The sequence below is a fragment of the Arthrobacter sp. TRD_SC_6 genome (genome assembly GCF_055361185.1).
The window spans coordinates 936,188-962,058 of record NZ_CM143953.1 but is presented as its reverse complement, the minus strand read 5'-3'; the positions used below and the strand labels follow the sequence as shown (position 1 = coordinate 962,058).

At 65.0% G+C, this 25,871-nt stretch carries 28 protein-coding genes; 15 read left to right on the top strand and 13 right to left on the bottom strand.

The annotated features are described in order from the left end of the window. Nucleotide 1: 1 nt before the first annotated feature. The 3 genes from tilS to dacB all read right to left on the bottom strand — a co-directional run bounded on the left by tilS (nucleotide 2) and on the right by dacB (nucleotide 3,695). On the bottom strand, nucleotides 2-1,042 hold the full coding sequence (tilS, locus tag ACWA1U_RS04730) for a tRNA lysidine(34) synthetase TilS (protein ID WP_463724193.1): 1,041 nt from the start codon (nucleotides 1,040-1,042) through the stop codon (nucleotides 2-4). Beyond that, nucleotides 1,039-2,148: a zinc-dependent metalloprotease gene (locus tag ACWA1U_RS04725; protein ID WP_463724192.1), complete on the bottom strand. Its 1,110-nt coding sequence runs from the start codon at nucleotides 2,146-2,148 to the stop codon at nucleotides 1,039-1,041. Before ACWA1U_RS04725 ends, tilS begins: the two co-directional genes overlap by 4 nt. 125 nt (nucleotides 2,149-2,273) lie before the next feature. Beyond that, on the bottom strand, nucleotides 2,274-3,695 hold the full coding sequence (gene dacB / locus ACWA1U_RS04720; protein ID WP_463724191.1) for a D-alanyl-D-alanine carboxypeptidase/D-alanyl-D-alanine endopeptidase: 1,422 nt from the start codon (nucleotides 3,693-3,695) through the stop codon (nucleotides 2,274-2,276). A 165-nt stretch (nucleotides 3,696-3,860) separates the two neighbouring features. On the opposite strand from dacB, the gene ACWA1U_RS04715 reads away from it, so the two are divergent. The 6 genes from ACWA1U_RS04715 to ACWA1U_RS04690 all read left to right on the top strand — a co-directional run bounded on the left by ACWA1U_RS04715 (nucleotide 3,861) and on the right by ACWA1U_RS04690 (nucleotide 8,048). Next, the gene (locus tag ACWA1U_RS04715) at nucleotides 3,861-4,427 is read left to right on the top strand and encodes an inorganic diphosphatase (RefSeq protein WP_463724945.1); all 567 of its coding nucleotides are present in this window, start codon (nucleotides 3,861-3,863) and stop codon (nucleotides 4,425-4,427) included. A 24-nt stretch (nucleotides 4,428-4,451) separates the two neighbouring features. Next, entirely contained in the window at nucleotides 4,452-4,952 is a 501-nt protein-coding gene (locus ACWA1U_RS04710; RefSeq protein ID WP_463724190.1) for an RDD family protein, read from the top strand. 7 nt (nucleotides 4,953-4,959) lie between these two features. Further along, nucleotides 4,960-5,529: a dihydrofolate reductase family protein gene (locus ACWA1U_RS04705; protein ID WP_463724189.1), complete on the top strand. Its 570-nt coding sequence runs from the start codon at nucleotides 4,960-4,962 to the stop codon at nucleotides 5,527-5,529. A gap of 101 nt (nucleotides 5,530-5,630) precedes the next feature. After that, on the top strand, nucleotides 5,631-6,593 hold the full coding sequence (locus ACWA1U_RS04700; RefSeq protein WP_463724188.1) for a hypothetical protein: 963 nt from the start codon (nucleotides 5,631-5,633) through the stop codon (nucleotides 6,591-6,593). Beyond that, on the top strand, nucleotides 6,590-7,378 hold the full coding sequence (locus ACWA1U_RS04695) for a hypothetical protein (protein ID WP_463724187.1): 789 nt from the start codon (nucleotides 6,590-6,592) through the stop codon (nucleotides 7,376-7,378). Before ACWA1U_RS04700 ends, ACWA1U_RS04695 begins: the two co-directional genes overlap by 4 nt. Before the next feature lie 43 nt (nucleotides 7,379-7,421). After that, nucleotides 7,422-8,048 (top strand): hypothetical protein, encoded by a 627-nt coding sequence (locus ACWA1U_RS04690; RefSeq protein ID WP_463724944.1) that lies wholly within the window; start codon nucleotides 7,422-7,424, stop codon nucleotides 8,046-8,048. Nucleotides 8,049-8,054: 6 nt separating this feature from the next. On the opposite strand, the gene ACWA1U_RS04685 is transcribed toward ACWA1U_RS04690, so the two are convergent. Both ACWA1U_RS04685 and serS read right to left on the bottom strand, forming a co-directional pair. Beyond that, nucleotides 8,055-8,912 (bottom strand): HAD family hydrolase, encoded by an 858-nt coding sequence (locus ACWA1U_RS04685; RefSeq protein WP_463724186.1) that lies wholly within the window; start codon nucleotides 8,910-8,912, stop codon nucleotides 8,055-8,057. Nucleotides 8,913-9,010: 98 nt separating this feature from the next. Next, entirely contained in the window at nucleotides 9,011-10,276 is a 1,266-nt protein-coding gene (gene serS / locus ACWA1U_RS04680; RefSeq protein ID WP_463724185.1) for a serine--tRNA ligase, read from the bottom strand. A 68-nt stretch (nucleotides 10,277-10,344) separates the two neighbouring features. Here serS and ACWA1U_RS04675 point away from each other — a divergent pair, with 68 nt between their 5' ends. Then, nucleotides 10,345-11,451, top strand: coding sequence for a diacylglycerol/lipid kinase family protein (locus ACWA1U_RS04675; RefSeq protein ID WP_463724184.1), 1,107 nt, complete (start codon nucleotides 10,345-10,347; stop codon nucleotides 11,449-11,451). Here the strand turns inward: ACWA1U_RS04675 and ACWA1U_RS04670 are convergent. The 4 genes from ACWA1U_RS04670 to ACWA1U_RS04655 all read right to left on the bottom strand — a co-directional run bounded on the left by ACWA1U_RS04670 (nucleotide 11,448) and on the right by ACWA1U_RS04655 (nucleotide 14,198). Next, on the bottom strand, nucleotides 11,448-11,822 hold the full coding sequence (locus tag ACWA1U_RS04670) for a hypothetical protein (protein ID WP_463724183.1): 375 nt from the start codon (nucleotides 11,820-11,822) through the stop codon (nucleotides 11,448-11,450). The two genes, ACWA1U_RS04675 and ACWA1U_RS04670, sit on opposite strands and share 4 nt — an antisense overlap. A gap of 86 nt (nucleotides 11,823-11,908) precedes the next feature. Next, complete coding sequence (locus tag ACWA1U_RS04665) at nucleotides 11,909-12,880, bottom strand: DNA topoisomerase IB (protein WP_463724182.1); 972 nt, start codon at nucleotides 12,878-12,880, stop codon at nucleotides 11,909-11,911. 47 nt (nucleotides 12,881-12,927) lie between these two features. Then, the gene (gene pheA / locus ACWA1U_RS04660) at nucleotides 12,928-13,875 is read right to left on the bottom strand and encodes a prephenate dehydratase (RefSeq protein ID WP_463724181.1); all 948 of its coding nucleotides are present in this window, start codon (nucleotides 13,873-13,875) and stop codon (nucleotides 12,928-12,930) included. Continuing rightward, nucleotides 13,872-14,198, bottom strand: coding sequence for a rhodanese-like domain-containing protein (locus ACWA1U_RS04655; RefSeq protein ID WP_463724180.1), 327 nt, complete (start codon nucleotides 14,196-14,198; stop codon nucleotides 13,872-13,874). The genes pheA and ACWA1U_RS04655 overlap by 4 nt, the downstream gene beginning before the upstream one ends. 85 nt (nucleotides 14,199-14,283) lie before the next feature. Here ACWA1U_RS04655 and ACWA1U_RS04650 point away from each other — a divergent pair, with 85 nt between their 5' ends. Both ACWA1U_RS04650 and ACWA1U_RS04645 read left to right on the top strand, forming a co-directional pair. Next, the gene (locus tag ACWA1U_RS04650; protein ID WP_463724179.1) at nucleotides 14,284-15,684 is read left to right on the top strand and encodes an amidase; all 1,401 of its coding nucleotides are present in this window, start codon (nucleotides 14,284-14,286) and stop codon (nucleotides 15,682-15,684) included. 58 nt (nucleotides 15,685-15,742) lie between these two features. After that, a complete protein-coding gene (locus ACWA1U_RS04645; protein WP_463724178.1) occupies nucleotides 15,743-17,209 on the top strand; it encodes a peptide MFS transporter in 1,467 nt (488 codons plus the stop codon). A gap of 82 nt (nucleotides 17,210-17,291) precedes the next feature. Here the strand turns inward: ACWA1U_RS04645 and ACWA1U_RS04640 are convergent, their stop codons facing one another. Then, a complete protein-coding gene (locus ACWA1U_RS04640; protein ID WP_463724177.1) occupies nucleotides 17,292-17,450 on the bottom strand; it encodes a hypothetical protein in 159 nt (52 codons plus the stop codon). Between the two features lie 81 nt (nucleotides 17,451-17,531). Here ACWA1U_RS04640 and ACWA1U_RS04635 point away from each other — a divergent pair, with 81 nt between their 5' ends. The 5 genes from ACWA1U_RS04635 (at nucleotide 17,532) to ACWA1U_RS04615 (ending at nucleotide 23,165) form a co-directional block, all read left to right on the top strand. After that, complete coding sequence (locus ACWA1U_RS04635) at nucleotides 17,532-18,035, top strand: hypothetical protein (RefSeq protein WP_463724176.1); 504 nt, start codon at nucleotides 17,532-17,534, stop codon at nucleotides 18,033-18,035. A gap of 80 nt (nucleotides 18,036-18,115) precedes the next feature. Beyond that, entirely contained in the window at nucleotides 18,116-19,747 is a 1,632-nt protein-coding gene (gene pgm / locus ACWA1U_RS04630; protein ID WP_463724175.1) for a phosphoglucomutase (alpha-D-glucose-1,6-bisphosphate-dependent), read from the top strand. Between the two features lie 111 nt (nucleotides 19,748-19,858). Then, nucleotides 19,859-21,187, top strand: coding sequence for a uracil-xanthine permease family protein (locus ACWA1U_RS04625; RefSeq protein WP_463724174.1), 1,329 nt, complete (start codon nucleotides 19,859-19,861; stop codon nucleotides 21,185-21,187). A gap of 209 nt (nucleotides 21,188-21,396) precedes the next feature. Next, nucleotides 21,397-22,089 carry an aspartate/glutamate racemase family protein gene (locus ACWA1U_RS04620; protein ID WP_463724173.1) on the top strand — a complete coding sequence of 231 codons (693 nt, stop codon included), beginning with the start codon at nucleotides 21,397-21,399 and terminating at the stop codon, nucleotides 22,087-22,089. 71 nt (nucleotides 22,090-22,160) lie between these two features. Beyond that, entirely contained in the window at nucleotides 22,161-23,165 is a 1,005-nt protein-coding gene (locus tag ACWA1U_RS04615) for a hypothetical protein (protein WP_463724172.1), read from the top strand. On the opposite strand, the gene ACWA1U_RS04610 is transcribed toward ACWA1U_RS04615, so the two are convergent. After that, complete coding sequence (locus tag ACWA1U_RS04610) at nucleotides 23,146-24,525, bottom strand: dihydrolipoyl dehydrogenase family protein (protein WP_463724171.1); 1,380 nt, start codon at nucleotides 24,523-24,525, stop codon at nucleotides 23,146-23,148. The genes ACWA1U_RS04615 and ACWA1U_RS04610 overlap by 20 nt on opposite strands. A gap of 57 nt (nucleotides 24,526-24,582) precedes the next feature. Between ACWA1U_RS04610 and ACWA1U_RS04605 the strand changes: the two genes are divergently transcribed. Then, on the top strand, nucleotides 24,583-25,185 hold the full coding sequence (locus ACWA1U_RS04605) for a class I SAM-dependent methyltransferase (protein WP_463724170.1): 603 nt from the start codon (nucleotides 24,583-24,585) through the stop codon (nucleotides 25,183-25,185). Here the strand turns inward: ACWA1U_RS04605 and ACWA1U_RS04600 are convergent. Next, nucleotides 25,182-25,628 carry a MarR family winged helix-turn-helix transcriptional regulator gene (locus tag ACWA1U_RS04600; protein WP_463724169.1) on the bottom strand — a complete coding sequence of 149 codons (447 nt, stop codon included), beginning with the start codon at nucleotides 25,626-25,628 and terminating at the stop codon, nucleotides 25,182-25,184. The genes ACWA1U_RS04605 and ACWA1U_RS04600 overlap by 4 nt on opposite strands. Then, nucleotides 25,625-25,837 (bottom strand): hypothetical protein, encoded by a 213-nt coding sequence (locus ACWA1U_RS04595; RefSeq protein WP_463724168.1) that lies wholly within the window; start codon nucleotides 25,835-25,837, stop codon nucleotides 25,625-25,627. The genes ACWA1U_RS04600 and ACWA1U_RS04595 overlap by 4 nt, the downstream gene beginning before the upstream one ends. Between the last annotated feature and the right edge of the window lie 34 nt (nucleotides 25,838-25,871).

Sequence of the window (25,871 nt, the reverse complement as noted above, 5' to 3'; positions counted from 1 at the left end):
TTTAGAGGGTTTTCCTAAGGACAAGGTTGCCATAGCTTGAGTCGCCTTGGGGAACGCGGACGCCCCGGACCTGGCGGAACGCGCTGACGTGCCCGCCGAGCTGAACCGGACCCGCCGAGCCGGTGCGCCGCAGCAGGTTTTCCGCGGCAAGCAGGCGTTCATAACTTGGCTGAACTCCCCCGAGTTCGACGACGGCGAGCGCCAGGACCCGCTGCCGGAGCGCAGGCGGGAGGGCACGCAGCTCCTCTTCGGGGAGAAGGAGGCTCCCGTCGTCGTCGTCCGCTTTTTTCAGGCGCCCATACTCACCCACGGCGACGTCATCGAGGTAGGCGGCGTCCTGGGCGAGGATCCGGGCGGTGCGGTTGAGCGCTTCGGCGATGCCGGGGCCAAGCGAGTCTTCGAGGTAGGGCAACACCTGGGCGCGCACACGGGAGCGGGTGAGGGCTGGATCTGCGTTGGTGGGGTCGTGCCAGGGTTCCAGGCCGTTGAACGCGCAGATCTCCTCCGTGTCGGCCCGCCTCAGTGCAAGGAAAGGCCGGAGGTACACGCCCCTGCGGGCAGGCATGCCGGCCAGGGACCTGGTTCCGGATCCACGGGAGAGTCCGAGGAGCACCTGTTCGGCCTGGTCATCGAGGGTGTGCCCCAGCAGTACGGCGTCCGCTTGATGGTGGGCGACCGCAGCGTCCAGCGCCTCATACCTGGCGGTTCGGGCAGCAGCTTCGGGGCCCATCCCCTTGGCCGGTACCTGCACCCGGCGCACCTCCACGGGGTCGAGGCCCAGTTCCTTGAGTTGCTCCTGCGCGGTGCGGGCAACGTCCGCGCTGTCGGGCTGAAGGCCATGATCGACGACGACGGCGCCCACCCGGTACCGTCCGCTCCGGGCGAAGTGCGCGGTGGTCGCCGCCAGGGCGAGGGAATCGGCGCCGCCGCTGCAGGCGACGAGGATCAGGGAGCCAACGGGAATCTGCGCCTCATCCAGTGCGGCCTGGACCACGTTCCGGGCGGTACCGACCAGCGGGTGCAGCCGGGGCCTGCGGATCACAGGCCCATCCGGGCAACCCACTGCTGGGGCGAGTGGATTTCCTTCTCGGTGGGCAGGTTCTCGGCGCGCTCCCACACGCGGTTGAAGCCCTCCATGCCCACTGAGCCAACCACTGACCGCACGAACTTGGCGCCGTCGCTGTACTGGCGCATTTTGGCGTCGAGCCCCAACAGCCGGCGGATGAATTTCTCCAGCGGGCCGCGTGACTTACCGCGGGAGTTGAAGCGCCGGCGGATGGTTTTGACGGTGGGTACGATGCTCGAATCCACTGCGTCCATGACCACATTCGCGTGGCCCTCGAGGAGGCTCATCACGGCCGTAAGGTGGGACAGCCGCGCCTTGTCCTCCGGTTCCTGGAGGAGGGAGAGGATGCCGCCGTCGTTAGGGGGCACGCCGTCGTCGTCCTGCTGGCCCTTTACCTGTCCCTTCGACGGCAGGGACTTCAGCGCGCTGCTGAGGCGCTCGGCGAGGGTGTCGGCCTTGCTGGCCAGCCCCACGGTGAGCTCGGAAATGTGCTCGAGCATGTGGTCCTTCAGCCAGGGCGCGGCTGCAAACTGAACGCGGTGCGTTTGTTCGTGGAGGCACACCCAGAGGCGGAAGTCCGCTGGTTCGACGTTGAGTTCGCGCTCGACGGCGACGATGTTCGGGGCAACGAGCATCAACCGCCCGCCGGTGCCGCGGCTGGAGGGCACGAAGGGATCATACTGGCCAAGCACCTTGCTGGAGAGGAAAGCGAGGATGGTACCCATCTGCGCGCCCGTCACCGTACTGCCGAGGGCGGCGTTGGCGGCCTTCAGCTGGTCCGCTTTGGTCTTCATGAGGTGATCGATCGCCGGCGCCATGAGAACCGTGAAGCTCTGCGTGTTTGCCTTCGCCCAGGAGGCACGGTCCACGATGATGAGGTCGGAATCACGGAGATCCCGTGCCGCCTCGAGCCCGGTGATGCGGTGAACGTGCTCAACCGACAGGTCCGCGAGCTCCCGCAGATTCTCGACGACGGCGGCTACCTCCCTGGCGCTGAGTTTCGGTCCGGGAGGGGCCAGTTTCGCGGCGCTGCTGGCGGCCAGGTCCCAGTTGACGAGCTGAGGAGGGGTGCTGCTGTCCATGGAGAACATTCGACCACATTAGTCTGGGAGGCTGCCCGCTGCCTGTTGCGTCCCAGGCGCATCGAGTCAGCGGAAATAGCTGATGGAAGGGCTATTCCTAGTCATTTCTGCTGACTCGATGGGGATTACCTGCACCCGCAGGTTGCGAGGACGGCTGCCGCGGCGTCGACGGCGTTGCGCGCGGGTTCCGTTGTCCCGTCCAGTCCGCTCGCGATGAAGGAGAACGCGAGCAGCCGCCCGTCCGCCGAGACCACGTGACCGCTCAGCGCCGTGACCGCGTTGAGGGTGCCGGTCTTTGCACGCACCAGGCCGGCGCCGGCGAAGGTGGGGGCGCCGTCGTCGTTATAACGCTCCGCCAGGGTGCCGGAGAGGCTCGCAACGGGAAGGCCGTGGAGCACGTGCCGCAGCGCGGGGTTATCCGAGCGGAGCAGGATCCGCACGACGCCGGCAAGCTGCCCTGCGGAAACCCTGTTCCTCGGCGACATGCCTGCGGCGTCACCCAGGATCAGGTCTTCGCTGGGCACTTCGAGGCCGTTGACTACCTCGGCGATGGTTTCGAGCCCGCCACCGAACGACGCCGGCCGGCCGCTTGCGCCGGCGGCGAGGCGGGCAAGCACCTCGGCCAGATAGTTGTCTGAGGTGCGCAGCATGTGCTCCGTCTGTTCCTCCACAGTGGCGGATTCGACGGAGGCGATCACCATGGCGTCCTCGCCAACGGCCTGTCGCTCAACGCCTTCCACCACGTCCACGCCCGCAGCAAGCAAAGCTTCCCGGAAAACGGATGCGGCCGTGAGCGCGGCGTCCGGCGAGCGCGCACCACGCTGCTGTGACTCATCGAGCCAGGACGAGTTGATGGCCAGCGGGAAGATGGGCGCAATTTCCCCCGCTGCGATGTCACCCTCCTGCCAGCTCGCGTTGAGCGCCGGGCCGACGAACAGTCCGTCATCGAGGACCAATTGGTACGGGCCGGCGTCGTTGAGATTCCCTGCCGTCTGCGCGGCGAGGGTGGCGAGGCCCGCGCGGCCGATCACTGCGTCCGGATCCGACTCCCCCGACCCCAGAAGTGAATCCCCTCCTGCCATCAGCACCAGTGTGTCCGATCCGGCAGACCGGTGGACCGACGTCGTCAGGCGCGTGTCAGGGTCGAGCTTCGAGAGCACTGCGGTGGCGGTGAGGAGCTTGATGTTCGACGCCGGCAGCAGGGGTTCATTTCCGGCCTGGTCGAAGAGGGACTTGCCGGTTGCCGCGTCGAGGACAACGCCGCTCACCGGAGTGCCGCCGGGTACCGTCAGCGCTTCGGCGAGCAACTTCCCGAGCACTTCAGCGTTGGGAACGGGCGCTGCCGGATCGAGCCTGCCGGCGAAGGTTGGCGGGGTTACCTCCTCCGGCGGCAGCTGGATTGCGGGAACCGTGGGTTCGGGCGGCGGACTGCGCACTTCCAGGGCCTCCACCACCTGCGGGCCGTAATGGGCAGCGATTGGAACTGCCAGCACCCCGAGGACCACAGCGAGCAGTATCGCCGTGAGCACCCTGGCGCTGCGCTTCATCGAGTTCGTCCTTAGTGGCGGGGTGGTTGGGGTGGTTGGGGGCAGGTCATGAATCGGTGTTGAACGCGGCGGCCTATATCTTTAACAGTAGACCGGGAGCATGCACCGACGCGTGACGCGCACCCAACCAGTCCCTACCCGCCCACAGCAGGAGTTCCCATGGCCATGCAGCTCGACGTCACTATCGAGATCCCCAAAGGTTCACGCGTCAAGTACGAGATCGATCACGAGACCCACCGCCTCCGCCTTGACCGCGTCCTGTTCACCTCCATGCAGTACCCCACGCACTACGGCTACTTCGAGAACACCCTCGGCGAGGACGGCGATCCGCTGGACGCGCTGGTTCTGCTGCAGGATTTCGACCTGCACCCGGGCGTTCTGGTCGAGTCCCGCCCCATCGGCGTCTTCAACATGGTCGACGACGGCGGCGGCGACGCCAAGGTATTGTGCGTTCCGGTTGACGCGCGCTTCGACCACATCAAGGACCTCTCGGACGTCTCGGATTTCCTGCTGGACGAGATCAAGCACTTCTTCACCAAGTACAAGGACCTGGAGCCCGGCAAGTGGGTTGAGGCCGCCGACTGGGCCGGCCGCGAGGAGGCCGAAGCCGAGGTTGAGGCGTCGCTGAAGCGTTTCCAGGCGCTCGGCGAGGCAAGCGAGGAAGACGAGCCGCAGGGCCGCTCCGTGGCTACCGACGCCGACAACGCCGACAACGATCCCCAGGGCCGCTAGCACCTGGAGTTATTGGGGGAAGCCATGAGCCAATCAACGCACGCCAAGCCGCTACCGCCGTGGCGGGAGGGCCGGTTCAAGGACGGCCGGCCCTTTGTTGAGGCAACAAGCGGTCAGCGGACGGGCAAATACGTTCTCGATGTCCTCGTGGTCCTTGCGCTGTTCGTGGTGCTCTTCTTTGTTATCGCGGTTGCGACGGCCGCGGCAGGCCTCACCCGTGATACGGCGACCGGGATCGCCGTCGGAGGTGGCTACGCGCTCAGCGCGCTCGGGTACGGGTTCGTCTCGGGTTTCTCCCGGACGCTCGGCGCGAAGGCGGCTGGCGTGCGCAATCTCCGTCACCTGGACGGTAAGCCCATGGGACCCTTCCAAAGTGCCTGGCGGATGCTGCTCACGGCCTTGATCTGGCCGGTCATGGTGTTCGTTCTGGTTGGCGGCCTCCTGGTGGCCGGAGGACCGAGCTTCCTTGTGAACGAAACCCGCTTCCGCCGGTACGTCGTCGCTGACGTCCGCAACCGCTCCTAGGCGTCCGATGCGAAAGCTGATCTACCTCGTTGCCATCTCCGCTGACGGTTTCATCGCCAGCCCGGACGGAAGCGCGGACTTCATCCCCAACCACCCGGACACGCTGGCTGCCTACTTCGCCGAATACCCGGAGACGTGCCCGGCACACATCAGGGAAGCTCTTGGTGTGAGCAGTGAAGCCCGCCACTTCGACGCCGTCGTCATGGGCAGGGCGACCCACCAGCCGGCTCTCGATATCGGCCTGACGAGTGCGTATCCGCATCTCGACCACTACGTCGTGACGCATAGCCGCAGCCTTCCACCAGACCCTGCGGTCACCTTTGTGAACGAGGATCCGCTCGGTTTCATCCGGGAACTCAAGCAGCGTCCGGGGAAGGACATCTGGCTCTGTGGCGGCGGGAACCTCGCGGGCCAGCTGATGCCCGAGATCGACGAGTTCCACCTGAAAATCAATCCCGTCCTTGCCGGCAGCGGAATCCCGTTGGTCGCATCCGATTTCGCGCCGCAGGAACTGACGCTCCAGTCAGCCCGGTCGATAGGCGGAGGCGTTCAGCTGCACGTTTACGCCCGGAGCTGAGGGCCAGCGATTCCTGCATGGGGAGCGCTGCCCATGGCAGGGACTGTGCCTTCCCGGTAGGTTCAATAACCTAAATTGTCGGTCCTGACCAGAAGGTGTCCATGTCGGAATTACTCGGCGCTAACGTCGAACAGCTTGAGTCGCTGGCGGAGCGGTTCTCGCACTCGGCCGAGACTCTCCGTGGCATCCGTTCCACCCTCACGGTCGGTGTCATCAACAACACGGGGTGGGCTGGTCCTGACGCCGAGTCACTGCGGGCATCCTGGGACAGCCACCAGACGGCGATCATGCTCGCCGCCAACACGCTGGACCGTGGCTCGCGGGACCTCCTGGAACAGGCCCGGCAGCAGGAAACCACCAGCGACTCCGGATCCGGTGCCATCGGCGGTTCTCCTGGAACCCCAGGGTTGCCAGGCACGCCTGCTGGGAACACCGACAGCGATTTCAGCATTTGGGACGCTCTCGGGCAGGCCGTTGGGTTCGGCCTGGACGTCAACAAGGCCTTCAAACTTGCCGACCTGCAGAAGTTCATCGTCAACTCGCGCATCCTCGACGTCACAGATATGCGAAATATTTCGCTCGCCACCGAGTTTCTCGATGAGACGTCCAAGTTCACCAAATTCTCGCGCTTTGCCGGCCCGTTGCTCGCACCGCTCGGCATTTACACCGGTATCCACGACATGATCAACCCGGAGCACGACGGCTGGCGCGGCGGTGGAGACCGCGTCGCTGGAGGGCTCGGTGTCATCGCTTCCGGCGGAACCCTGCTCATGGCTGCGGGGCTGCTGGGTCCGGTGGGTGCGGGCATTGTCATCGGGGCCGGGCTCGTTGCCGGCGCTTGGGCGCTTGGCAATTATGTCTATGACAACTGGGACAACATCACCGAGTGGACCTCCAATGCCTGGGACTCGACCACCGACTTCATAGGGGACGTTGGGGAAGGTGCAATGGACATCGCGGGAGACGCGTGGGAAGGCGCCAGCGACCTTGCAGATAATGTGACTGAAGGTGTCGGTGATTTCGTTGAGGATCCGATCGGATCAATTGGAGGACTGTTCTCATGACCACGCAACCGATCGAGTGGACCACCCGCGACCTCGAGAGTGCACGCAAGGTTCTTGCGATGTCCTTCGAGGAAAGCGAAGACCTGCCCACGCTTACCGACGAGGAGATCGTCGCGCTGGACGGGATCGAGAGGGACCAGTTCGTTGCCCTGCCGTTCCTCGAGAAGCACGAGGAGCAGAAGTACCTCGCCGCGACCGTCGCGCTGCGTTCGTTGATGTCCAAGGGCTTCGCGTTCCCCGTGGTCGAGGAGGGCTACAACGAGCCCACCCGCCTGAACGCCACCGAACGCGTCACGGGCATCATGACGCTCCGCCGCACCGCGAGCCGCATCGTCACCGGTCAGCGTTCGTCCCAGGCCGGGCGCCACTGGCTCTTCGCCTATGTTCACGACGCCATAGTCCTCGAGGAAGAAGTGAACGACGGCGGAGTGCACGGCTTCGTGGTGTACCCCACCTCACGCCTCGCCGAGCGGCTCGCAATCCTCGGCGACCCCGAGCAGGTAGCAGCGAACGACGGCGAGCCCACCGTCATCGCGCAAAGCGAGTTCGAGGAAGTAGGCGCGCCGCTGCTCGAACAAAGCCGCGCCGTCACCGTCTACACCGGTGCATCCGGCGGTCCGGAGACCTTCACCAACCTCACGGTCTACACCGGCGTCGATTCGGTGCAGACGCTGGAAGCGGCTGAGGAAAGCGGTTCGGTCAGCTTCACCGTGACCGAAGTTTCACGGAGTTCGCTGCTTAGCGCTTTGCAGGCAGTAGCTGACGAACCGGTCGAATCAACGTAAATCGGTTGATTTGGGGCCTTCCTGCTGCATACTTGGGCTCATGCTGTTCGTGGTGACGATTAACCAGCGGGACTCCCGTGAAGTGGGTGACCTGGTGCCCGAGCTCCTTCGGGAGTTCAGGTTCCTCGACGCCGTCGTGCCGTTCCAGCGCTCCGTGGGGGACGAGCTGCAGGGGGTTGTCGGCAGTGCTGCGGCGGCGGTGGACATCACGTTGAAGGCAATCCGGCACCGGAGGTGGCACGTCGGAATCGGCGTCGGCGAACTCCACACCCCGATCCCCGACCGGATTGTCGACGCCGAAGGGTACGGGCTGGTCTATTCTCGACGCGCGGTGAACCGGGCGCAGAAAACCGGTGAGCGGATTCCGCTTGCTGTCGAGGGTCCGGATTCTGATGTGGCTGCCGAAGCAGAAGCCGTGCTGCGCCTGCTCGGGCAGATCGTCTACACCCGGACCGACGCTGAGTGGACCGTGCTGGACCTTCTGACGCCGGGCGCGCGCGGGCAGCAGAAGCTGATCGCGCAGGAACTTGGCATCACTACGCAAGCGGTCAGCAAGGCGGTGATCCGCTCGCACTGGGTTGAAGAATGGGCGACGCGACCGGCGGCCGCCCGGCTACTCGACCTAGCCTACGGACCCGTGGCGCTGCCGCCGGCCGCGCTCGCGTACTAGCGCTCACTAGCGCTCTTCGGACCCGCGCTTCGTGAGGGAGCGCAGGACCTTGGCGGCGCCGTCGTCGTACACGGACGCGGTGACTTCCGAAGCTGCGGCGAGCACTTCCTCAGGAGCCTGGCCCATCGCCACTCCGCGGGCCGCCCACGAGAGCATCTCGATGTCGTTGCGGCCGTCACCGATCGCGACGGTGTCGGAGGGATCGATGTCGAGCCGGCGCCGTACGAGTTCGAGTGCGCTGGCCTTCGTGACGCCCGATGCCGCAATGTCCAGCCACGCTGTCCAACCCACGGAGTAGGTGACGCCGTGCAGGCCGATCGACTCGACGGCGCTGCCGAACTCTTCGGCGGTGCTGTCGGTACTGAACACCACCACGCGGACAGCACGGGCTTCGAGCATGCGTTCAAAGTCGACACTCTGGGCTTCCGCACCGAAGCTCGCGTCCTGGAAACGTTCAGTGGAGAGGAACCGGCCTTCGTCATCCTCGAGGGCAAACTTGGCCGTCGGCAGGCTTTTGCGCAGGGCGATGAGCGCCGGTTTCGGGTCGAAAACCACCCGGCTGACTATCTCGTAGCCGTCCTCCAGCCCGTCGACATCGATCCTGAGGGTCACACCGCCGTTCGAGCACACAGCGTGGCCTTTGGTGAGACCTATTTTCTGGATGATCGGGAGCGTGGCGCCCAGCGAGCGGCCAGTGGCGATGACGACGGCGTGGCCAGCATCGACCACGGCCGTGGCTGCATCGCGCACTTCATCCGACATTTGGCCTTCGTGGTCAACGAGCGTTCCGTCGACGTCGAGGGCGATCAATTTTCTGGTTGTCTGCTGCTGGTCATCGATGCCAGCGGGAAATGTAGTTGTCATCGTTAAAGTGAACCAGATCCCGGCGACACTTGGGTGGGTAACAGATCACAGCTTGGCCAACCTGCGGTTACGGGCGGGGTGCGCTGCGGCCACGGCGCTTACAGGACCGGCAGGACTTCCATTCCGCCAAGGTACGGGCGGAGAGCAGCCGGCACGGTGACAGACCCATCCGGATTCTGGTGATGCTCAAGGATGGCCACGATCCAGCGCGTGGTTGCGAGGGTGCCGTTCAGGGTCGCCACGGCACGGGTGGACTTGGCCCCGGCCACGCGTTCACGGATATTGAGCCGCCGCGCCTGGAAGCTGGTGCAGTTCGAGGTTGAGGTCAGCTCACGGTAGGCGTTCTGCGTGGGAATCCAGGCCTCGCAGTCAAACTTCCGGGCGGCGGACAAGCCCAGATCACCGGCTGCGGTATCGATGACCCGGTACGTCAGCTCCACCTTCGCGAGCATCTGCTCTTCCCAGGCAAGCATCCGCTCGTGCTCCTCGAGGGAGTCTTCGACGGTGGTGTAGGTGAACATTTCCACCTTGTTGAACTGGTGCACGCGGATGATTCCGCGGGTGTCCTTGCCGTGTGAGCCGGCCTCACGGCGGTAGCACGAGGACCAGCCGGCGTAGCGCAGGGGGCCCGCGGTGAGGTCGATGATCTCGTCGGAGTGGTATCCGGCCAGGGCCACCTCCGAGGTTCCCGTGAGGTACAGGTCATCCTCGGCAATTCGGTAGATCTCCGCATCATGCTGAACGTCGAACCCCGTGCCCTGCATGGTCTCGGGGCGAACCAGCGTGGGCGTGATCATGGGCGTGAAACCCGATTCGATGGCCTGGTCCATGGCCATGTTCAGCAGCGCCAGCTCGAGCCGGGCTCCCACTCCCTTCAGGAAGTAGAAACGCGAACCCGAAACTTTCGCGCCGCGCTCCATATCGAGGGCGCCGATGAGCTCTCCGATTTCCAGGTGATCGCGTGGCGTGAAGTCGAACTCGCGCGGGGTGCCGACGGTCTTGAGGACCGTGAAATCATCTTCGCCTCCAGCGGGTACGCCGTCGAGGATGGCATTGGGCAGCCGGCGCAAAAGCGACTCCGACTCAGACTTCGACGCCTCGGCTTCAGCTGCGGCAGCCTTCACTGCCGCGGCCAGCTCCTTGACCTCGGCAAGGATCGCCTGCTTCTCATCCCCCTGGGCCTTCGCAACGCGCTTGCTGAAGACATTCTGCTCGGCCCGCATCGTCTCGGCGCGGGTGACGGCCTCACGACGGCGGGAGTCGGCAGAAATGATCGCGTCAACAAGGGACTCGTCCGCGCCACGCGAGCGCTGCGAGAGGCGGAATTTGTCGGGATTATCGCGGAGGTCGTTTACGTCGATCACCCGCCAAGCCTACCCAATCCGCTTCCGGTGCCGGTGCCGATTCCCAGGAACGCTATTCTGGGGAAACCATGCCCCTTGAGTGGATCATCCTTATCCTGGCGGTTGTCGCCGTAGCCGCTTCAGCGTTCAGCTGGTGGGGAGTACGAAAGTTGCGCCGCGAGAATTACCGGCAGGCGCCGTCGTCGGCCGCTTCCCTTGCGATCACCGGCGATCGCCAGCGGGTCGCGCTCATCCTGAACCCGGTGAAGCTGAGCGCGGAGCTCGCCCGGGAGCTGGTGGAGCAGGCATGTTCCGACGCCGGGTGGGATCCTCCGCTGGTACTGGAAACCACCGTCGCGGAGCCGGGCGGCGCCCAGGCGCGGCGCGCTGTGGAGGAAGGGTACGACGTCGTTCTCGCCGCGGGTGGCGACGGCACCGTCCGTGCGGTGGCCGCAGCGCTGGTGCACTCCGATGCGGCAATCGGCCTGATCCCCCTCGGCACCGGAAACCTCCTCGCGCGGAACCTTGAGATCGCGGTGAGTGACATCCCGAGAAGCGTCCGGCAGGCGCTGCACGGGGCCAGCCGGCGGATCGACATGGGACAGGTGGAGCTTCGGAACAAACGCACCGGGGTGAGCGGGCAGCACATTTTCCTCGTCGTGGGTGGTGTTGGGCTCGACGCCGTGGTGGTGGCTGCAACGAAGGATGTGTTGAAGAAGAAGTTCGGCTGGCTCGCCTACAGCGAGGCGGGCGTGCGGAGCCTTCCGGGCAAGCGTCAGCGAATGACCATCAGCATGGACGGTGGCCCGTGGCAGACCCGCAAGGTGCACAGCGTCCTCTTCGCGAACTGCGGGAAGCTCCCGGGTGGAATCACCTTTGTGCCGGACGGGACCATCGACGACGGCTACCTCGACGTCGTCATCACCAGTCCACGCAGTATCCTCGGCTGGCTCTGGGTCGCGGCGAAGATCGTGTTCCGCCATCCCGGCCCGATTCCCGTCATCAACTATCACCGGGTGAAGCGTGTGGACGTCGAGATTCCGGAGGCAACCGGTACCCAGCTCGACGGCGACACCTCCGGCGACGTGACCTCCCTCAGCGCGGAGGTACTCCCCGGCGCACTGATGGTCCGGGTGCCTGGGCGGGCGACCGGACCATCAGTGGGAATGTTCAGCGGGTCGAAAGCCGAAAACTAGCGCTTGGTATCCTCGCCTGAATTCTCCTGCAGCGAAGGAACGGAGTCGACGTCGGTGTACCCGCCTTCGCGCTCGGCGTCCGCATCAGTCTGGCCGTCAGCGTCTGTGTATTCACCCTCATCAGGGGCGTCCTGGCCTTCGGTGAAGTCGCCGACGCCATCGGCACGCTGAGCGCCTGTGTACCCGCCGGTCACTGAATCTGCTCCCTCGGCACTGGGGTCAGCGTTCTGGGACTGGCTGTTGATCAGCTGCTGCTCCTCCGCGAAACGAAGGTCGTTTGCCTGGTCCCCGGCGTCGCCATGCCAGTTTGGATCTGACGTGGATCCGTCACCCTTGTTCGGGTTGACCTCTTCCCGTGACTGCTCGCTCATGGTGCCTGCCTTTCATCAAAGGTTCACGCCACTGGCCGGGCGCTCACCATCAGCCTACTTACCAATGAGTAGCCCGCAAAGGCTTGCTAGTCATTAAGCAGCTCGCGAACAGACTTTTCGGATGCAGAATAGCTCGCGACCGGGATGACTTCCCCGGACATGAAGCGGTCGACGATCCGCGGATCCACGTAGGAACTGCGGGCGATGGCGGGGGTATTCCCGAGGTGGTCAGCGACGGAGCGCATGGTAGCCGCGACGGCCTTCTGGCGAGCCGTCCGGCTGGTCGCCTTGAGGTCCTGGCGAGAGAGCTCCATGGCGGCGACGACGGTAGCCTGCCAGGTCCGGAAATCCTTTGCGGTGAACCCGCCGCCCGTCACCTGGCGGAGGAATTCATTCAGCTGTGAGGCCTCGACTGAGTGCCAGGAATCATCCGCCAGACGGTAGGCGAGCATGGTGTCCGCGTCCTCACGGCGCAGCATCGGACGCAACGCTGCTGCGAGGTCGGCGTCCTCAATAGTGGTGTCCCACTGCTGGCCGCTTTTGCCAGGGAACCGCATGGTGATCACGGGGCCGCTGACTTTGACGTGGTCCACCCGGAGCGTAGTTACGCCGAAGGACCCGTTTTCCGAGGCGTACTGTGCCGAACCTATCCTGAGGGCACCTGAGTCGACGATCCGCAGCGCTGCAGCGAAAGCGCGTTCACGCTCGCTGCCGTTGGCCCGCAGATGCTGGGTGATGGCCCGCCGGGCGCTGGGCAACCGCTCGCCGAACTCGAGCGCACGGTCAAACTTCTCGCGGTCCTTCTTCACCCGCCAGGCCTCGTGGTAGATGTACTGGCGGCGGCCGGCGTCGTCGGTTCCCAGAGCCTGAATATGCCCGTTAGGAAATGGGCTGATCCAGACGTCCTTCCAGGCAGGTGGAACGACCAGCGCCTGTACGCGCTCCAATTCATCCGGATCGAGCGGCTCACCGCTTTGATTGCGGTAGCTGAAACCCTTTCCGTGACGACGGCGTGTGAACCCTGGCTTGTTGCAATCACTGCGTCGAAGTCTCGGCACGCCGCCTCCTTGATTCGTATGCAGCGGCCTCCCGGTGCGCTGGAAAACTAGCGTACGTCTTCCGCGCCGGGCTTGGTGGAGCGCAGCAGGGAGTCCACCCACTCGTTGGCAGCCTGGAATGCGTTGTCGGAGGTATGTTTGGCTACTTCATACTCGCGCCGGTCCGCCCGGGCGTAGGACCCGAGGAACCGAAGGCCGGGGCTGATTCGATGCAGGCCCTCCAGTGCGTCAGCTACACGCGCATCCGCCACGTGGCCGTCCGCGTCAATGCTGAAGAAGTAGTCACCGAGGAAGAGTCCGGTGGGCCGGGATTCGATCCGGCTCAGGTTCACACCGCGGGCGGCGAACTGGTCCAGGATTTCCATCAGGGCGCCGGGATGGTCTTCGGGAAGCGGAATCACCAGGGTCGTCTTGTCAGCACCGGTGCGGGCGGGAAGTACGTCGGGCTTGCTGACGAGGATGAAGCGGGTTACGGCGTCCGCCACGTCCCCAATGTGGTCGGCGACCACCCGAAGTCCAAGACGCTGGGCGACAAGGGGCGAGCAGATGGCGGCGTCGTGGCCGGCGTCGTCGTCGAGCAGGGCGTGGGCCGCGGCAGCCGTGGAAGAGGCAGGGACATATTCAGCTGTTGGAATGTGCTTTTCGGTCCAGCCCCGGCACTGCGCCCAGGCATGCCCGTGGGTAGCCACAACGCGTATGTCGCCCACCTCGGTACCGGGTTTTGCGACCAGCACGAAGGTGATCGGAACGAGCACTTCCCCGATGATCCTCAGCTGTTCACCGCTGGCAATCGCGTCCAGTGTGGCGGAAACGCCGCCCTCAACGGAGTTCTCGATGGGGACCATCGCAGCATTGACCCGCCCGGAACGTACCAGCTCCAGCGCAGCGTTCACGGTGGTGGCGGGCACGCGTTCTGCTGTGTCGGCGCCAGGAACCTGCAGGAGTGCTGCCTCAGTGAAGGTGCCCTCGGGACCGAGGTAGGCGTAGGCGGTCACAGGACGCGGGGTTCGGCGTCGGATTCGGACACGATGGGCTTCGACGCCTCAACCCAGGCATCCATTCCGCCGGAGACATTTACAGCCGAGTACCCATTGCCCACCAGCCACTGCGTGACGCGGAAGGAGCGTCCGCCGGTGCGGCAGATGACGTGGACGTCTTCGTCGGGATCGAGTTCATCGATGCGGGCTGGAACCTGGTCAACCGGGATGTGCAGGGCGTCCTTGATATGCCCGGCCTCCCACTCGTAGTCCTCGCGTACGTCGAGCACGGTGGTGTCCTCGCTGATAGCGTCGATGGACACGTTCTCGCCTTCGCTCATGTTCCTCACTCCTATCTGTCCGAACTGCACCCAAGCCTATAGTGGGATGCGAACCCCACCCGTAACTATCGATTGCTGATGCACCGTGAGTGAACTGCACGAGTTGACCGCCCTCGCCCAACGGGATGCCCTGCGCAGCGGTGAGTTGAGCGCCTGGGAGCTGACCTCGCACTACCTCTCCCGCATCGACTCACTCAATCCCGGCCTGGGCGCCTTCATCACCGTTACGGCGGAGGCCGCACTGGCCGAGGCAAAGCTTGCCGATCAGCGCCAGGCACGCGGCGAGGCCCTGCCCAGCCTCCACGGCCTGCCGCTTGCGCACAAGGACCTGACCGACGTCGTCGGCGTCGTCACTACCCATGGAAGCGCGGCGCTCGAGCATGCGGTCGCCCCGGCGGATTCCCCCTTGGTGTCTGTGCTGCGAAGGGCGGGCGCCATCAGTCTCGGCAAGACGCAAGTGCCCGAGTTCGGGTTGAGCAGCTACAGCGAGAACCTGATCGCGCCGCCGTCCCGCAACCCACTCGACCCCTCGCTGAGTTCGGGGGGCTCCTCCGGTGGGAGCGCCGCTGCGGTGGCGGCTGGCATGGTCCCTTTCGCGCCTGGAACCGACGGCGGAGGATCGGTACGGATTCCCGCTGCTGCGACGGGCCTGATTGGCCTCAAGCCGAACCGTGGCCGCGTCCCGTCCGGGTCCGGGCAAAGCGACCTTGGCCAGTTCGTTGTCGCCGGGCCACTCGCGAGAACGACGGCGGACGCTGCGCTCCTGCTCGATGCCATGGTCAGCGAACCGAATTATCACGCAACAAGCGCCGTCAGCCACGGCCCGTTCCTCGACGCCGCGCTGCGGGCGGACGGGCGTTACCACATTGGAGCGAGCATGCTCTCGCCCTTCGCGACGGCCTTCCCGATAGAGCTCGACGACGACGCCCGCGCCGGATACGACGCCGGACTCAGGGCGCTCTCCGCCGTCGGGCATGACGTGGTCGAGACGGACCTCCGCTACGACGAGCGGTATCACGAGGCGTTCCAGACGGTGTGGACGGCAGGGCTCGCAGTAGCGCGCATCCCGCCGTCCCGCGAACCGCACCTGACGGCGCTCGCGCGGACGCTTCGCCGTCGTGCACAGACGCGCTCAACTGCAGACCTTGCCGCCGCGGTGGACATCCTGCGGCAGTTTGAGCAGGAAACCATCGCGCAGTACTCGGCATACGACATGATCGTCACGCCGTCGCTCGGCCTGAACCCGAGGCCCATCGGCTGGTACACCTCGGCCGATGCTGATAGCGACTACATGCTCCAATGCCAGTACTCCCCCTTCACGTCCATGGTGAACGTCTGCGGGCTGCCTGCCATTTCTGTGCCAGTGCACACGACACCCGCGGGTCTCTCGATGAGCATTCAGTTGATCGGCGGGCCCAGCGCGGAGGCAAACCTCCTGGCGGTTTCAGCCCAGCTGGAGCAGGCAGTTCCCAAGCGCGCAGGATAGTTGCCTGCAGAACCTACCGATATGACAGGTCGGGGAAGCCACTGGCACCATGGAGTAAATGAGCACAACTCAAGATAGTGTCGCCCAAAAGGCGGACAAGACATTTCTGGGCCACCCCCGGATGCTTGCAAACCTGTTCAGCGTGGAGCTGTGGGAACGGTTCTCCTTCTACGGCATGCAGGCCATCCTCCTCTACTACATGTACTACTCCGTGGCCGACGGTGGCCTCGGGATCGACGAAGGTATCGCAACCGGGCTGGTGGGTGCTTACGGCGGCGGTGTTTATCTTTCAACGATTCTCGGAGCGTGGCTGGCCGACCGCCTTTTGGGCTCTGAGCGGGTGTTGTTCTACTCGGCGATGATGATTATGACCGGGCACATCGCCCTAGCACTCCTACCGGGCGGGGTCGGTCTGGCTGTCGGCCTGGTACTGGTCGGAGTTGGATCCGGTGGCCTGAAGGCCAACGCAACCTCCCTGGTGGGCACCCTTTACAAAGAGGGCGACGAGCGTCGGGACGCCGGGTTCTCCATCTTTTACATGGGAATCAACCTCGGCGCACTGATCGGCCCGCTATTGACCGGGCTAGCCCAGACGGAGCTGGGCTTCCACTATGGGTTCGGCCTTGCCGCGATAGGAATGGCAATAGGTCTGGTGCAGTATTCGCTGACTCGCAGGAACTTGCCCCAAAGCGCCCATGAGGTGGCCAACCCGCTGCCGTCGGGTCGCTTGAGCAAGCTGGGCCTCATCGCGGTCGCCGCTGTCGTGATGATCGTGTTGGCCTTCACCACTGGCCTGGTCACCCCAGCCAACTTGGCACAGACCATGGCGTATGTCGCGATTGCCGCGACCGTGAGCTACTTCGTGGTGATACTTCGGAGCCCGAAATTGGAAAGCGTGGAGCGCCGTCGCGTGTTCTCCTTCATTCCACTGTTCATCGCCAGCGCGGCGTTCTGGGCACTCTTCCAGCAGCAGTTCACAGTCGTTGCCCTCTACTCCGACCGAAGCCTGAACCGCGACGTGTTCGGCTGGACGATGCCACCGAGCTTCGTGCAGTCAATCAATCCGATCTTCATCATCATCTTCGCCGCAGTGTTTGCAACGTTCTGGACGAAGCTGGGTTCGCGTCAGCCATCGTCGCCCCTCAAGTTCGCACTCGGCCTCATTTTCATGGGCATCGCGTTCCTGCTGTTCATTCCGTTCTCCGGAGGCGGCGCGAACAGCACGCCACTGCTCGCATTGGTGATGATCCTGCTGTTCTTCACCTGGGCAGAACTCTTCATCTCACCGATTGGGTTGTCAGTCGCCACAAAGTTGGCGCCACGTGCCTTCCGGACGCAGATGGTCGCGCTGTTCTTCCTGTCGATCTCGTTGGGAACTACCGTCGCAGGCATTCTTGCCGGCTACTACGACCAGCAGAACGAAGTCCCCTACTTCTCGTTCAGCGGCATCACGGCGATCGTGCTCGGGATTGCACTGATGGTAGCCACGCCTGCCATCAAGAAGATGATGAGCGGCGTTCGCTAACCCTTACCCATTACGACGACGGCGGCGCCTTCCGCTTCAACTTCGAGGGCGCCGTCGTCGTTCGCTTGTTTGTTGTGGCTGCTCAGGCGCCGTCGTCTTTCTTGCCGGTCTCGTTCTCCGGGCCTGGGCCGCCGTAGCCACCCTCATCGATGGCGTCGGCGCTGCCCGCTGTCGGCGGGACCTTCGCTTCTTGGGGGTCAACAGTCTCGTCAACCTCGTCACTGGTGGGGTTCTCGCTCATCACACAACCTTTCGTAGACGGTCATTCCAACGTACTCCGGCGCGTGGTTGTGTACTAGGGCCCCGGTGGGACACTGGAGGCATGGGGAGAGTGTCGTTTGGCGTCGTCGTCGTACTTGTAGCCGCCCTAAGCACGGGATGTGCCCAGGTTGGAGGCGGGGGCGTTGCATGCCCCGCGATCGCGTACCTGAACAATCTCACCGTGAACCTTGAGGGTGACGCTTCAGCGGTGGCAGAGGTTCAGGGGTGTGTGGACGGCGTCTGTTCACAGGTGATTGGCCCACCCACGGAAGAGGCTCCCTTCGAAACTGTGCAGCCTCCCGGATCCTCCAGTACGCCCAGGTCCTCGCCCGCGCCGACCCAGGATCTCTCAATCCTGCCCTACACGGCGGTGGAGGTTGAGATGGACCGCTGGGTCATAAACTTCGGGATGTCTGCGCCTGAGGAAGTGACGGTTCGGGTGCTCGGTGCCGAAGGTGAGGTCTTCGCCGAAGATGTGTTCGCGTTGGAGTGGGTGCGCGTCGGCGGGAGTGAAGAGTGCGGCGGACCGATGGAGACTGACCCGGTGACGCTCCTGCTGCCGTGACACCCCGAATCGCGGGATCCCCACGCAATGTTCGCGCTATTGCTGACCTGACCCCTCCCTCCAATGGCATGCTAGGTTCCATGGCTAATCGAGCAGGAACCGTTGCCCAACCCAGCGACCTCGTGGACGTAAGCGCCCTCCTGGACGCTTATTTCGACGTCGCACCCGACCTTAGTGACCCCGCGCAGCGCGTGGCGTTCGGCACCTCGGGCCACCGCGGCTCATCGCTGAAGTCCTCCTTCAATGAGGGGCACATCGCGGCGATCACCCAGGCGATCGTGGAGTACCGGGCCGGCCAGGGCATCACCGGTCCGCTGTTCATGGGCCGCGACACGCACGCGCTGTCCGAACCCGCGCAGAACACCGCGCTCGAAGTGCTTGCCGCCAACAACGTCCCGGTGCGGATCGACGCGCGCGGAGCTTATACGCCCACGCCGGCGCTCTCCCACGCCATCCTCGGGTACAACGGCACCCGCACCGACAAGGCCGATGGCATTGTCATCACGCCCTCGCACAACCCGCCGGCCGATGGCGGCTTCAAGTACAACCCGCCGCACGGCGGACCAGCGGACTCGGATGCGACCAACTGGATCGCCGCCCGCGCCAACGAGCTGCTCGAAAACGGCCTGCGGGACGTCAAACGTGTGCCGATCGCGGAGGCGCAGCGGGCCGCCAACGTGGGCACCTACGACTTCCTGCAGCACTACGTCGAAGACCTCCCCAACGTACTCAACCTTGAAGCCATCCGCAGCGCGGGCGTGCGCATCGGCGCTGATCCGATGGGCGGCGCGGCCGTGGACTACTGGGGTGCGATCGGTGAACGGCACAACCTCGACCTGACCGTCGTCAACCCCACGGTGGACCCCCAGTGGGCCTTCATGACACTGGACTGGGACGAGAAGATCCGCATGGACTGCTCTTCCCAGTACGCGATGGCCTCACTGATCAAGCGCGCCGGGGATTACGACATTTCCACAGGGAACGACGCCGACGCCGACCGACACGGCATCGTCACCCCCGACGCCGGCCTGATGAACCCCAACCATTACCTCGCCGTGGCCATCGAGTACCTGTACCGGAACCGGCCGCAGTGGCGCTCCGACGCGATGATCGGAAAGACGCTCGTTTCGTCGTCGATCATTGACCGGGTGGCAGCAGACCTGGGCCGCGTGCTGGAAGAGGTGCCGGTCGGGTTCAAGTGGTTCGTGCCCGGGCTGCTCTCCGGGGAGGTGGCCTTCGGCGGAGAGGAATCCGCTGGAGCGTCCTTCCTGCGGCACGACGGTTCCGCCTGGAGCACCGACAAGGACGGCATCCTCCTGGCGCTACTCGCCTCCGAGATCACGGCGGTTTCCGGCAGGACGCCGTCGCAGCAGTATGAAGGACTCACCCAGCGCTTCGGCGCCCCCGTGTACGCGCGGATCGACGCTGCAGCCACGCGCGAGCAGAAAGCCGCACTCGGCAAGCTCTCGCCGTCGGACGTGTCTGCAACCACCCTCGCGGGCGAGGACATCATCGCCCGGTTGACCGAAGCGCCCGGCAACGGTGCGCCCATCGGCGGGCTGAAGGTGACCACGGAGAACGCGTGGTTCGCGGCACGGCCATCAGGCACCGAGGACGTGTACAAGATCTACGCTGAATCCTTCCTCGGCGAAGACCACCTCAAGCGCGTGCAGGAAGAGGCAAAGGCACTGGTCGACGGCGTCATCGGCTAGGAGTTTTGTCGCCTAGTTGTTGCCTGAGGCCTCGTCAGGCAACAACTAGGCGACAAAAACTGGAGGGTAGGATTTCGAGAGATCCCCACTCACCCCCTGAAGGGCACAGCCATGAGCAGATTAGGCACCAATTGGACGCTGCACGGAGACGGACGGAACGTCCAGGCCGGGAAGTTCGTCGCACCGGATGAGCGCCTGAGTTGGCCGCGCACCATCGGCATCGGCGCGCAGCACGTTGTGGCGATGTTCGGCGCAACCTTCCTGGTTCCGCTGCTCACCGGGTTCCCACCGTCCACCACGCTGCTGTTTTCCGGCGTCGGAACGCTCCTGTTCCTGATTATCACCGCGGGCCGGGTGCCGAGCTACCTCGGGTCGAGCTTCGCGTTCATTGCGCCCATCGCCGCGGCGCAAAACCAGCACGGGGCAGCCGGGGCGCTTGGCGGCGTCGTGATGGCCGGCGTGGTGCTCGCGCTGATCGGGCTGGTGGTCCACCGGGCCGGAGCGCGCTGGATCCAGATCCTCATGCCGCCGATCGTGACCGGCGCGATCGTAGCGCTCATCGGCCTCAACCTCGCTCCGACCGCGAAGGCCAGCTTCGAGCAGGCGCCGCTCACCGCCCTGGTTACCGTGGTTTCCATCCTCCTGGTCACCGTGCTGTTCAAGGGAATCCTTGGCCGGCTGTCCATCCTGATCGGCGTGCTGGTGGGCTACCTGACCGCCGTCATCCGCGGCGAGGTGGACTTCACCGCCATCAACGACGCCGCCTGGTTCGGCCTTCCTCCATTCCAGACGCCCGAGTTCCACCTCTCCGTGGCAGGCCTGTTCATCCCCGTCGTCCTGGTCCTGGTCGCCGAGAACATCGGACACGTGAAATCGGTGGCGGCCATGACCAACCGCGACCTCGATCCAATCACCGGACGCGCCCTCATGGCGGACGGCCTCGCCACGGTCCTCGCTGGGTCCGGCGGCGGGTCCGGCACCACAACGTATGCCGAGAACATCGGCGTGATGGCGGCGTCGCGCGTGTATTCAACGGCGGCGTACTGGGTCGCGGGCATTATCGCCATCCTCCTCAGCCTCTTCCCCAAGTTCGGCGCGCTCATCGCGACGGTGCCGGCGGGCGTCCTAGGCGGGGCCGGCGTCGTTCTCTACGGCATGATCGGCATTCTCGGCGTGCGCATCTGGGTGCAGAACCGCGTGGATTTCTCCAACCCGATTAACCTCTCGACGGCAGGAGTTGCGCTGGTCATCGGCATCGCGGACTTCACCTGGACGGTGGGCGACCTGAGCTTCGCCGGGATCGCGTTGGGCACCGCCGCAGCGCTCATCATCTTCCATGGGATGAGCGGCATTGCCCGCGCCCGCGGCAGCGAACACGTCGCCGGACCGGAAGAAATGGAAGCCGAGGACCACGGCAGCAAGCCCTCGAAACTCGGCTGACGTAATCGCGCCCCACTACAGCGCACGACGACGGGGCCTCCGTGTAGTAAGAATCTCTCCATCTAGGATCAAGTCACGCCGGCGCTCAAGAGGAAGTCTCTTCGCGGGGCTGATGTTCGCGCTCGGGCTTTTCCTTCTGGTGCTGACCCTCGGCTAAAGGTTTTGGTAGAACCCGCCTGCGGGTCCAGCACCAGTGACAGAATGAGTCCATGTTGCGGATTGGCCTGATTGGCGGGATGAGTTGGGAGAGCAGCGCGGAGTACTACCGGCTCATCAATGAGCTCGTCAAGGAGCGCCTTGGCGGTCTGCACTCTGCGGACTGCCTGCTGAGATCCGTCGATTTCGCCGCCATCGAGTCTCTCCAGGCAGAAGGCCGCTGGGAGGAAGCCGGTGCCACCCTTGCCGCCGCCGCCGTCGACCTTCAACGCGGCGGTGCCGAGCTACTGGTGCTCTGCACCAACACCATGCACAAGGTCGCTCCGGCAATCGAGTCCGCCGTCACCATCCCGTTCATCAACCTGATCGATGTCACCGCCCGCGCGGTCACCGCCACAGGTACGACGACGGTCGGACTGCTGGGCACGGCGTTCACCATGGAGCAGGACTTCTACCTGGACGGGCTGGCAGCACATGGGCTCCACGTCCTGACGCCGGAGCGTGAGGACCGATCCACAATCCACCGCGTCATCTACGAGGAACTATGCCGTGGCATCGTGTCCGACGCCTCCCGTCGCGACTATCAACGCATCATCGGCAACCTGGCAGCTCGAGGAGCCGAAGGCGTCATTCTCGGCTGCACCGAGATAGAGCTGCTCATCTCCGCCACGGACACGAACGTCCCGCTTTACCCGACGACGGCGCTCCACGCCCAGGCGGCGGTCGACGCCGCGCTGGCGGGCTGAACCAGCCAAGTCGGCCGCGCGCCGTCGTCATCGTTCCGTTTCGTCTGGCTCTCCAGTGACACAATGAGACGGTGTCTCCAGCTCCCCATCCCATCGAACTGTGGGCGAGTGCTGGCTGGCGATCGCAGATTCAGACCTGGGTGACGCAGGTGCTCGCGGCGTACAACATTGTTCAGACCGGCCCGCTGAGCGAGCCCCGGATCCGCTTCTGGTCCGTGCAGCTGACTGTCCCAACCGACCACGGAACCATGTGGTTCAAGGAAAACAATCCCGGGCAGTTCCAGGAGGCTGCGATTGTTGCCGCGCTCGCGGAACTGGTGCCGGCCCGAGTGGTGTCGCCCCTGGCCATCGAAGCGACGAAGGGGTGGATGATTTCCCCGGACCACGGGGCCACCCTCGCGACGCTCGAGTCGACGGACTACGCGCTTTGGGCCCGCGTCGTGTCGGACTTTGCTGACCTTCAACAGGAGGTGGCCCCGCACGGGGAACGCCTAAAATCAGCCGGCCTCGTGTCGATGGCGCCGGCGATTGCGGGAAATTTCGTGAGCAACCAACTTCTCCTCCACAGCGGCCTGCCGGTGGAGCACCCCCTGCATCTGGACGCCGAAGCAGCGGACCAGGTGTACGCGAGCGTCCCGGCGATCGAGGAGGCGGCTGCCCGAGTCAGTGCACTCGGCGTCCCGCTTTCGCTTGAACACAACGATCTGCACTCCAACAACGCCTTCATTCCGGGAGTCAGCACCGACCCGCTGCGCTTCTTCGATTTCGGCGACTCCTTCTGGGCGCACCCGCTGAGCAGCCTGTACGTGCCGCTGCAGGTGATGACGGAAAGCTGGAAGGCTCCCGCCGAAGACCCAAGGATCCGGCGCGTACTCAACGCGTACCTCCAGCGCTGGACCGGTCATGCCCCGATGAACGCCTTGCGGGACTCGCTCGAACCGGCCCTTCAGCTTGCTCGGATCAACCGGTACGCGTCCTGGCTCCGGCTATTGATTCACGCCGATGATGAGTCGATGAAGCAGTACGGCCCGTTTGCCCTGCAGCAACTGCGGACCATCACCGACCCCGTTCTTTGAGCGCCCGCACGCGGGAAATCACTCGGACGAGCTTGCGCACAACCGGCTTCCGCAGCACCGCACTCGTTTCGGCGATGGCCGCGTTCCACAGGCCGTCGTTGTACGTCGGGTAGGCGTGCGTGACGCCGGTCAGCGCCGACGACGCCGTCTTCAGCTTCACAGCCAGGCTCAGTTCGCCGATGGTTTCGCCGGCTCGGGGCCCGACGACGGTGCCTCCAACAATCCGCCCGCGCCGGTCGAGCGCCACCTTAGTGAAACCCTCCATCCGCCCCTGCGCCACTGCTCGGTCCACGTGCGTGTGCGGGATGGTCTGCGTCCGTGCACCCGTGGCGTCTCCGACGGCGGCAACCTCCGGATCGGTGAACGTTACCCGGGGATTGACCGAAGGGATGGTGCGGAAGGGCCCGACGACGGCGTTGGACGCCGCGACGCTCGCGTGCACACCAGCCGTGTGCGTGAAACGGGGATTGGCCGTGACGTCGCCGGCTGCCCAGACGTTCGGCAGGTTGGTGCGGAGGTGCTTGCTGGTGATGACGCTGCCGCTTTCGTCCAGCGCAACGCCTGAACTTTTCAGCCATCCGGTCCGCGCCGTCCGCCCGACGCCCACGAGCAGGTGGGTGAAGGCCATTTCCTGGCCGTCCGACGTCGTAAGCGTTCCCGGCTGTGCGGCAGTAGCGCTGGTGCCTGTGCGGATGTCGACGCCGTCGGCCTTGAGCGCAGCGTGGACCAGTGCCGAGGCGTCCGGGTCCTCCCGCGGAAGCAGACGGTCTCCGGTATGGATGAGCGTCACAGCCGATCCGAGGCGCGCGAATCCCTGTGCCAGTTCGCATCCCACCGGCCCACCGCCGAGGACCACAAGCCGGGCCGGAAGTTCCTCCAGTTCCCACACGTTTTCGTTAGTCAGTACCGGGATGCTCTCGATCCCGGGGATGTCGGGGATTTTCGGTGCCGAACCGGTGGCGATCAGTACGTTCCGGGCTTCCAGTTCGCGGCCCTCGAAGCGGACAACTCCGCCCGCTGTGAGGGTGGCCTGGCCCTTCCACACTTCGACGCCGGCCTCACGGAGCGCCTCGGGTGAATCGACCGGTTCGATGTGCTGGATGGACGCGCGGACGTGTTCCATGACCAGCGGGAAGTCGATGCGCGGCTGGGCATGGATGCCGAGTTTCCCGGCTGAGCGGGCGTCGGCCGCAGCGGACGCGGCGGCGAGAAGCGCCTTGGACGGAACACACCCGGTGTAGAGGCAGTCTCCGCCGGTGCGTTCCTCCTCCAGTAACAACACTCTGGCGCCCAGGGCGGCGGCTGTCTGGGAGCCCACGATCCCCGCCGTTCCACCGCCAACCACGATCAGATCCCACACGCGGCTTCCCCTTCCGTTTGGGCTAGCCTGTCACCTGAGCGGACAGGAGGAAAGCTGATGGACCGTTACGAACGTTTCGCGCCCTTCTACAACGCGCTCTCCGGGGAGTGGCCGGTGTACGGTGCCGGGCGCCGGGCGGGCATCGAGGCGCTGGGCCTGCGACCGGGCATGACCGTGCTGGACCTCGGCTGTGGAACCGGCTTGAACTTCCCGGGTTTGCTCGCTGGCATCGGGCCGACCGGCCGCGTGATCGGCGTCGACGGAAGCGCAGCCATGCTGAAGCAGGCTCAGCGAATCAACGTTCCAAATGTCCGTCTTGTGCGTGCCGACCTCACCAAGCCGCTCCCAGACTTCCCGGGCCTCCCACCCATCGACGCCGTCATCAGCACCTATGTACTTTCCCTCATCCCCACCTGGCGCCGGGTCTGGAACAGCGCCATCCGGCCACTCGGACCCGGCACCCGGGTGTGCATCGTCGATATGCAGCGGCCCGTGGGGACCTTCCGGGTACTGACGCCTTTCGCGCGGGCGGCGTGCGCCCTCGGCGGCTCGGACATCGAGGCGCACCCCTGGACGGTTGTCGAGGACGAGTGCGACGACGTCGTCCGGGCCTCGGCGCGCGGCGGTCACCTGCAGGTTCGGGCCGGAACGCTGCCCTAGCGTGCTTCAGCCTGCCTGGTCGCGGCGATGACCTGATGCATCATGGCATTCAGGCTCTCCACCTGTTCCCGTGTGAGTCCGAGCTTGGCCATCATGGTGCCCGGAACGGCGAGCGCTTTCTGCCTGAGATTACGCCCCTCAGGGGTAAGCCCGACGGCTAGCGCCCGCTCGTTTCCGGGAACCCGCTCGCGGGTAACCAGCCCATTGGCCTCGAGGCGTTTCAGCATCGGCGAGAGCGTTGCCGGTTCCATGGCGAGTGAGTCGCTGAGTTCACGGACCATGCGCGGGCTCTTCTCCCACAGCGCGAGCATCACCAGGTACTGCGGATGCGTCAGGTTCAGCTCCTCAAGCACTGGACGGTAGGCAGCGATCACACTGCGGGACGCGACGGACAAGGCGAAGCACAACTGCCGTTCGAGAAGGAGGTCCTCGTCCGCGCTCACTTCTCGTCCCGCCTGCTCACCAGGTAGGTTGACCCGTCAGCGTTCCGCACAACGTCCCACTGCTGCAGCTGCTGCTGGCGCGCGCGGTGGGCGGCGTCGTCAACGTACTTCACCGGGCCGCCGAGCGTGCTTCGGTCCGCAGGCCCGAACACCAGGCGCAGCTTTCCTGTGGCGTTCATCAACCGTGCAGACCAGGTGTTCTTTGACATGCGGGCGCCCCTTTCGATCGGACGCCCTCATCTT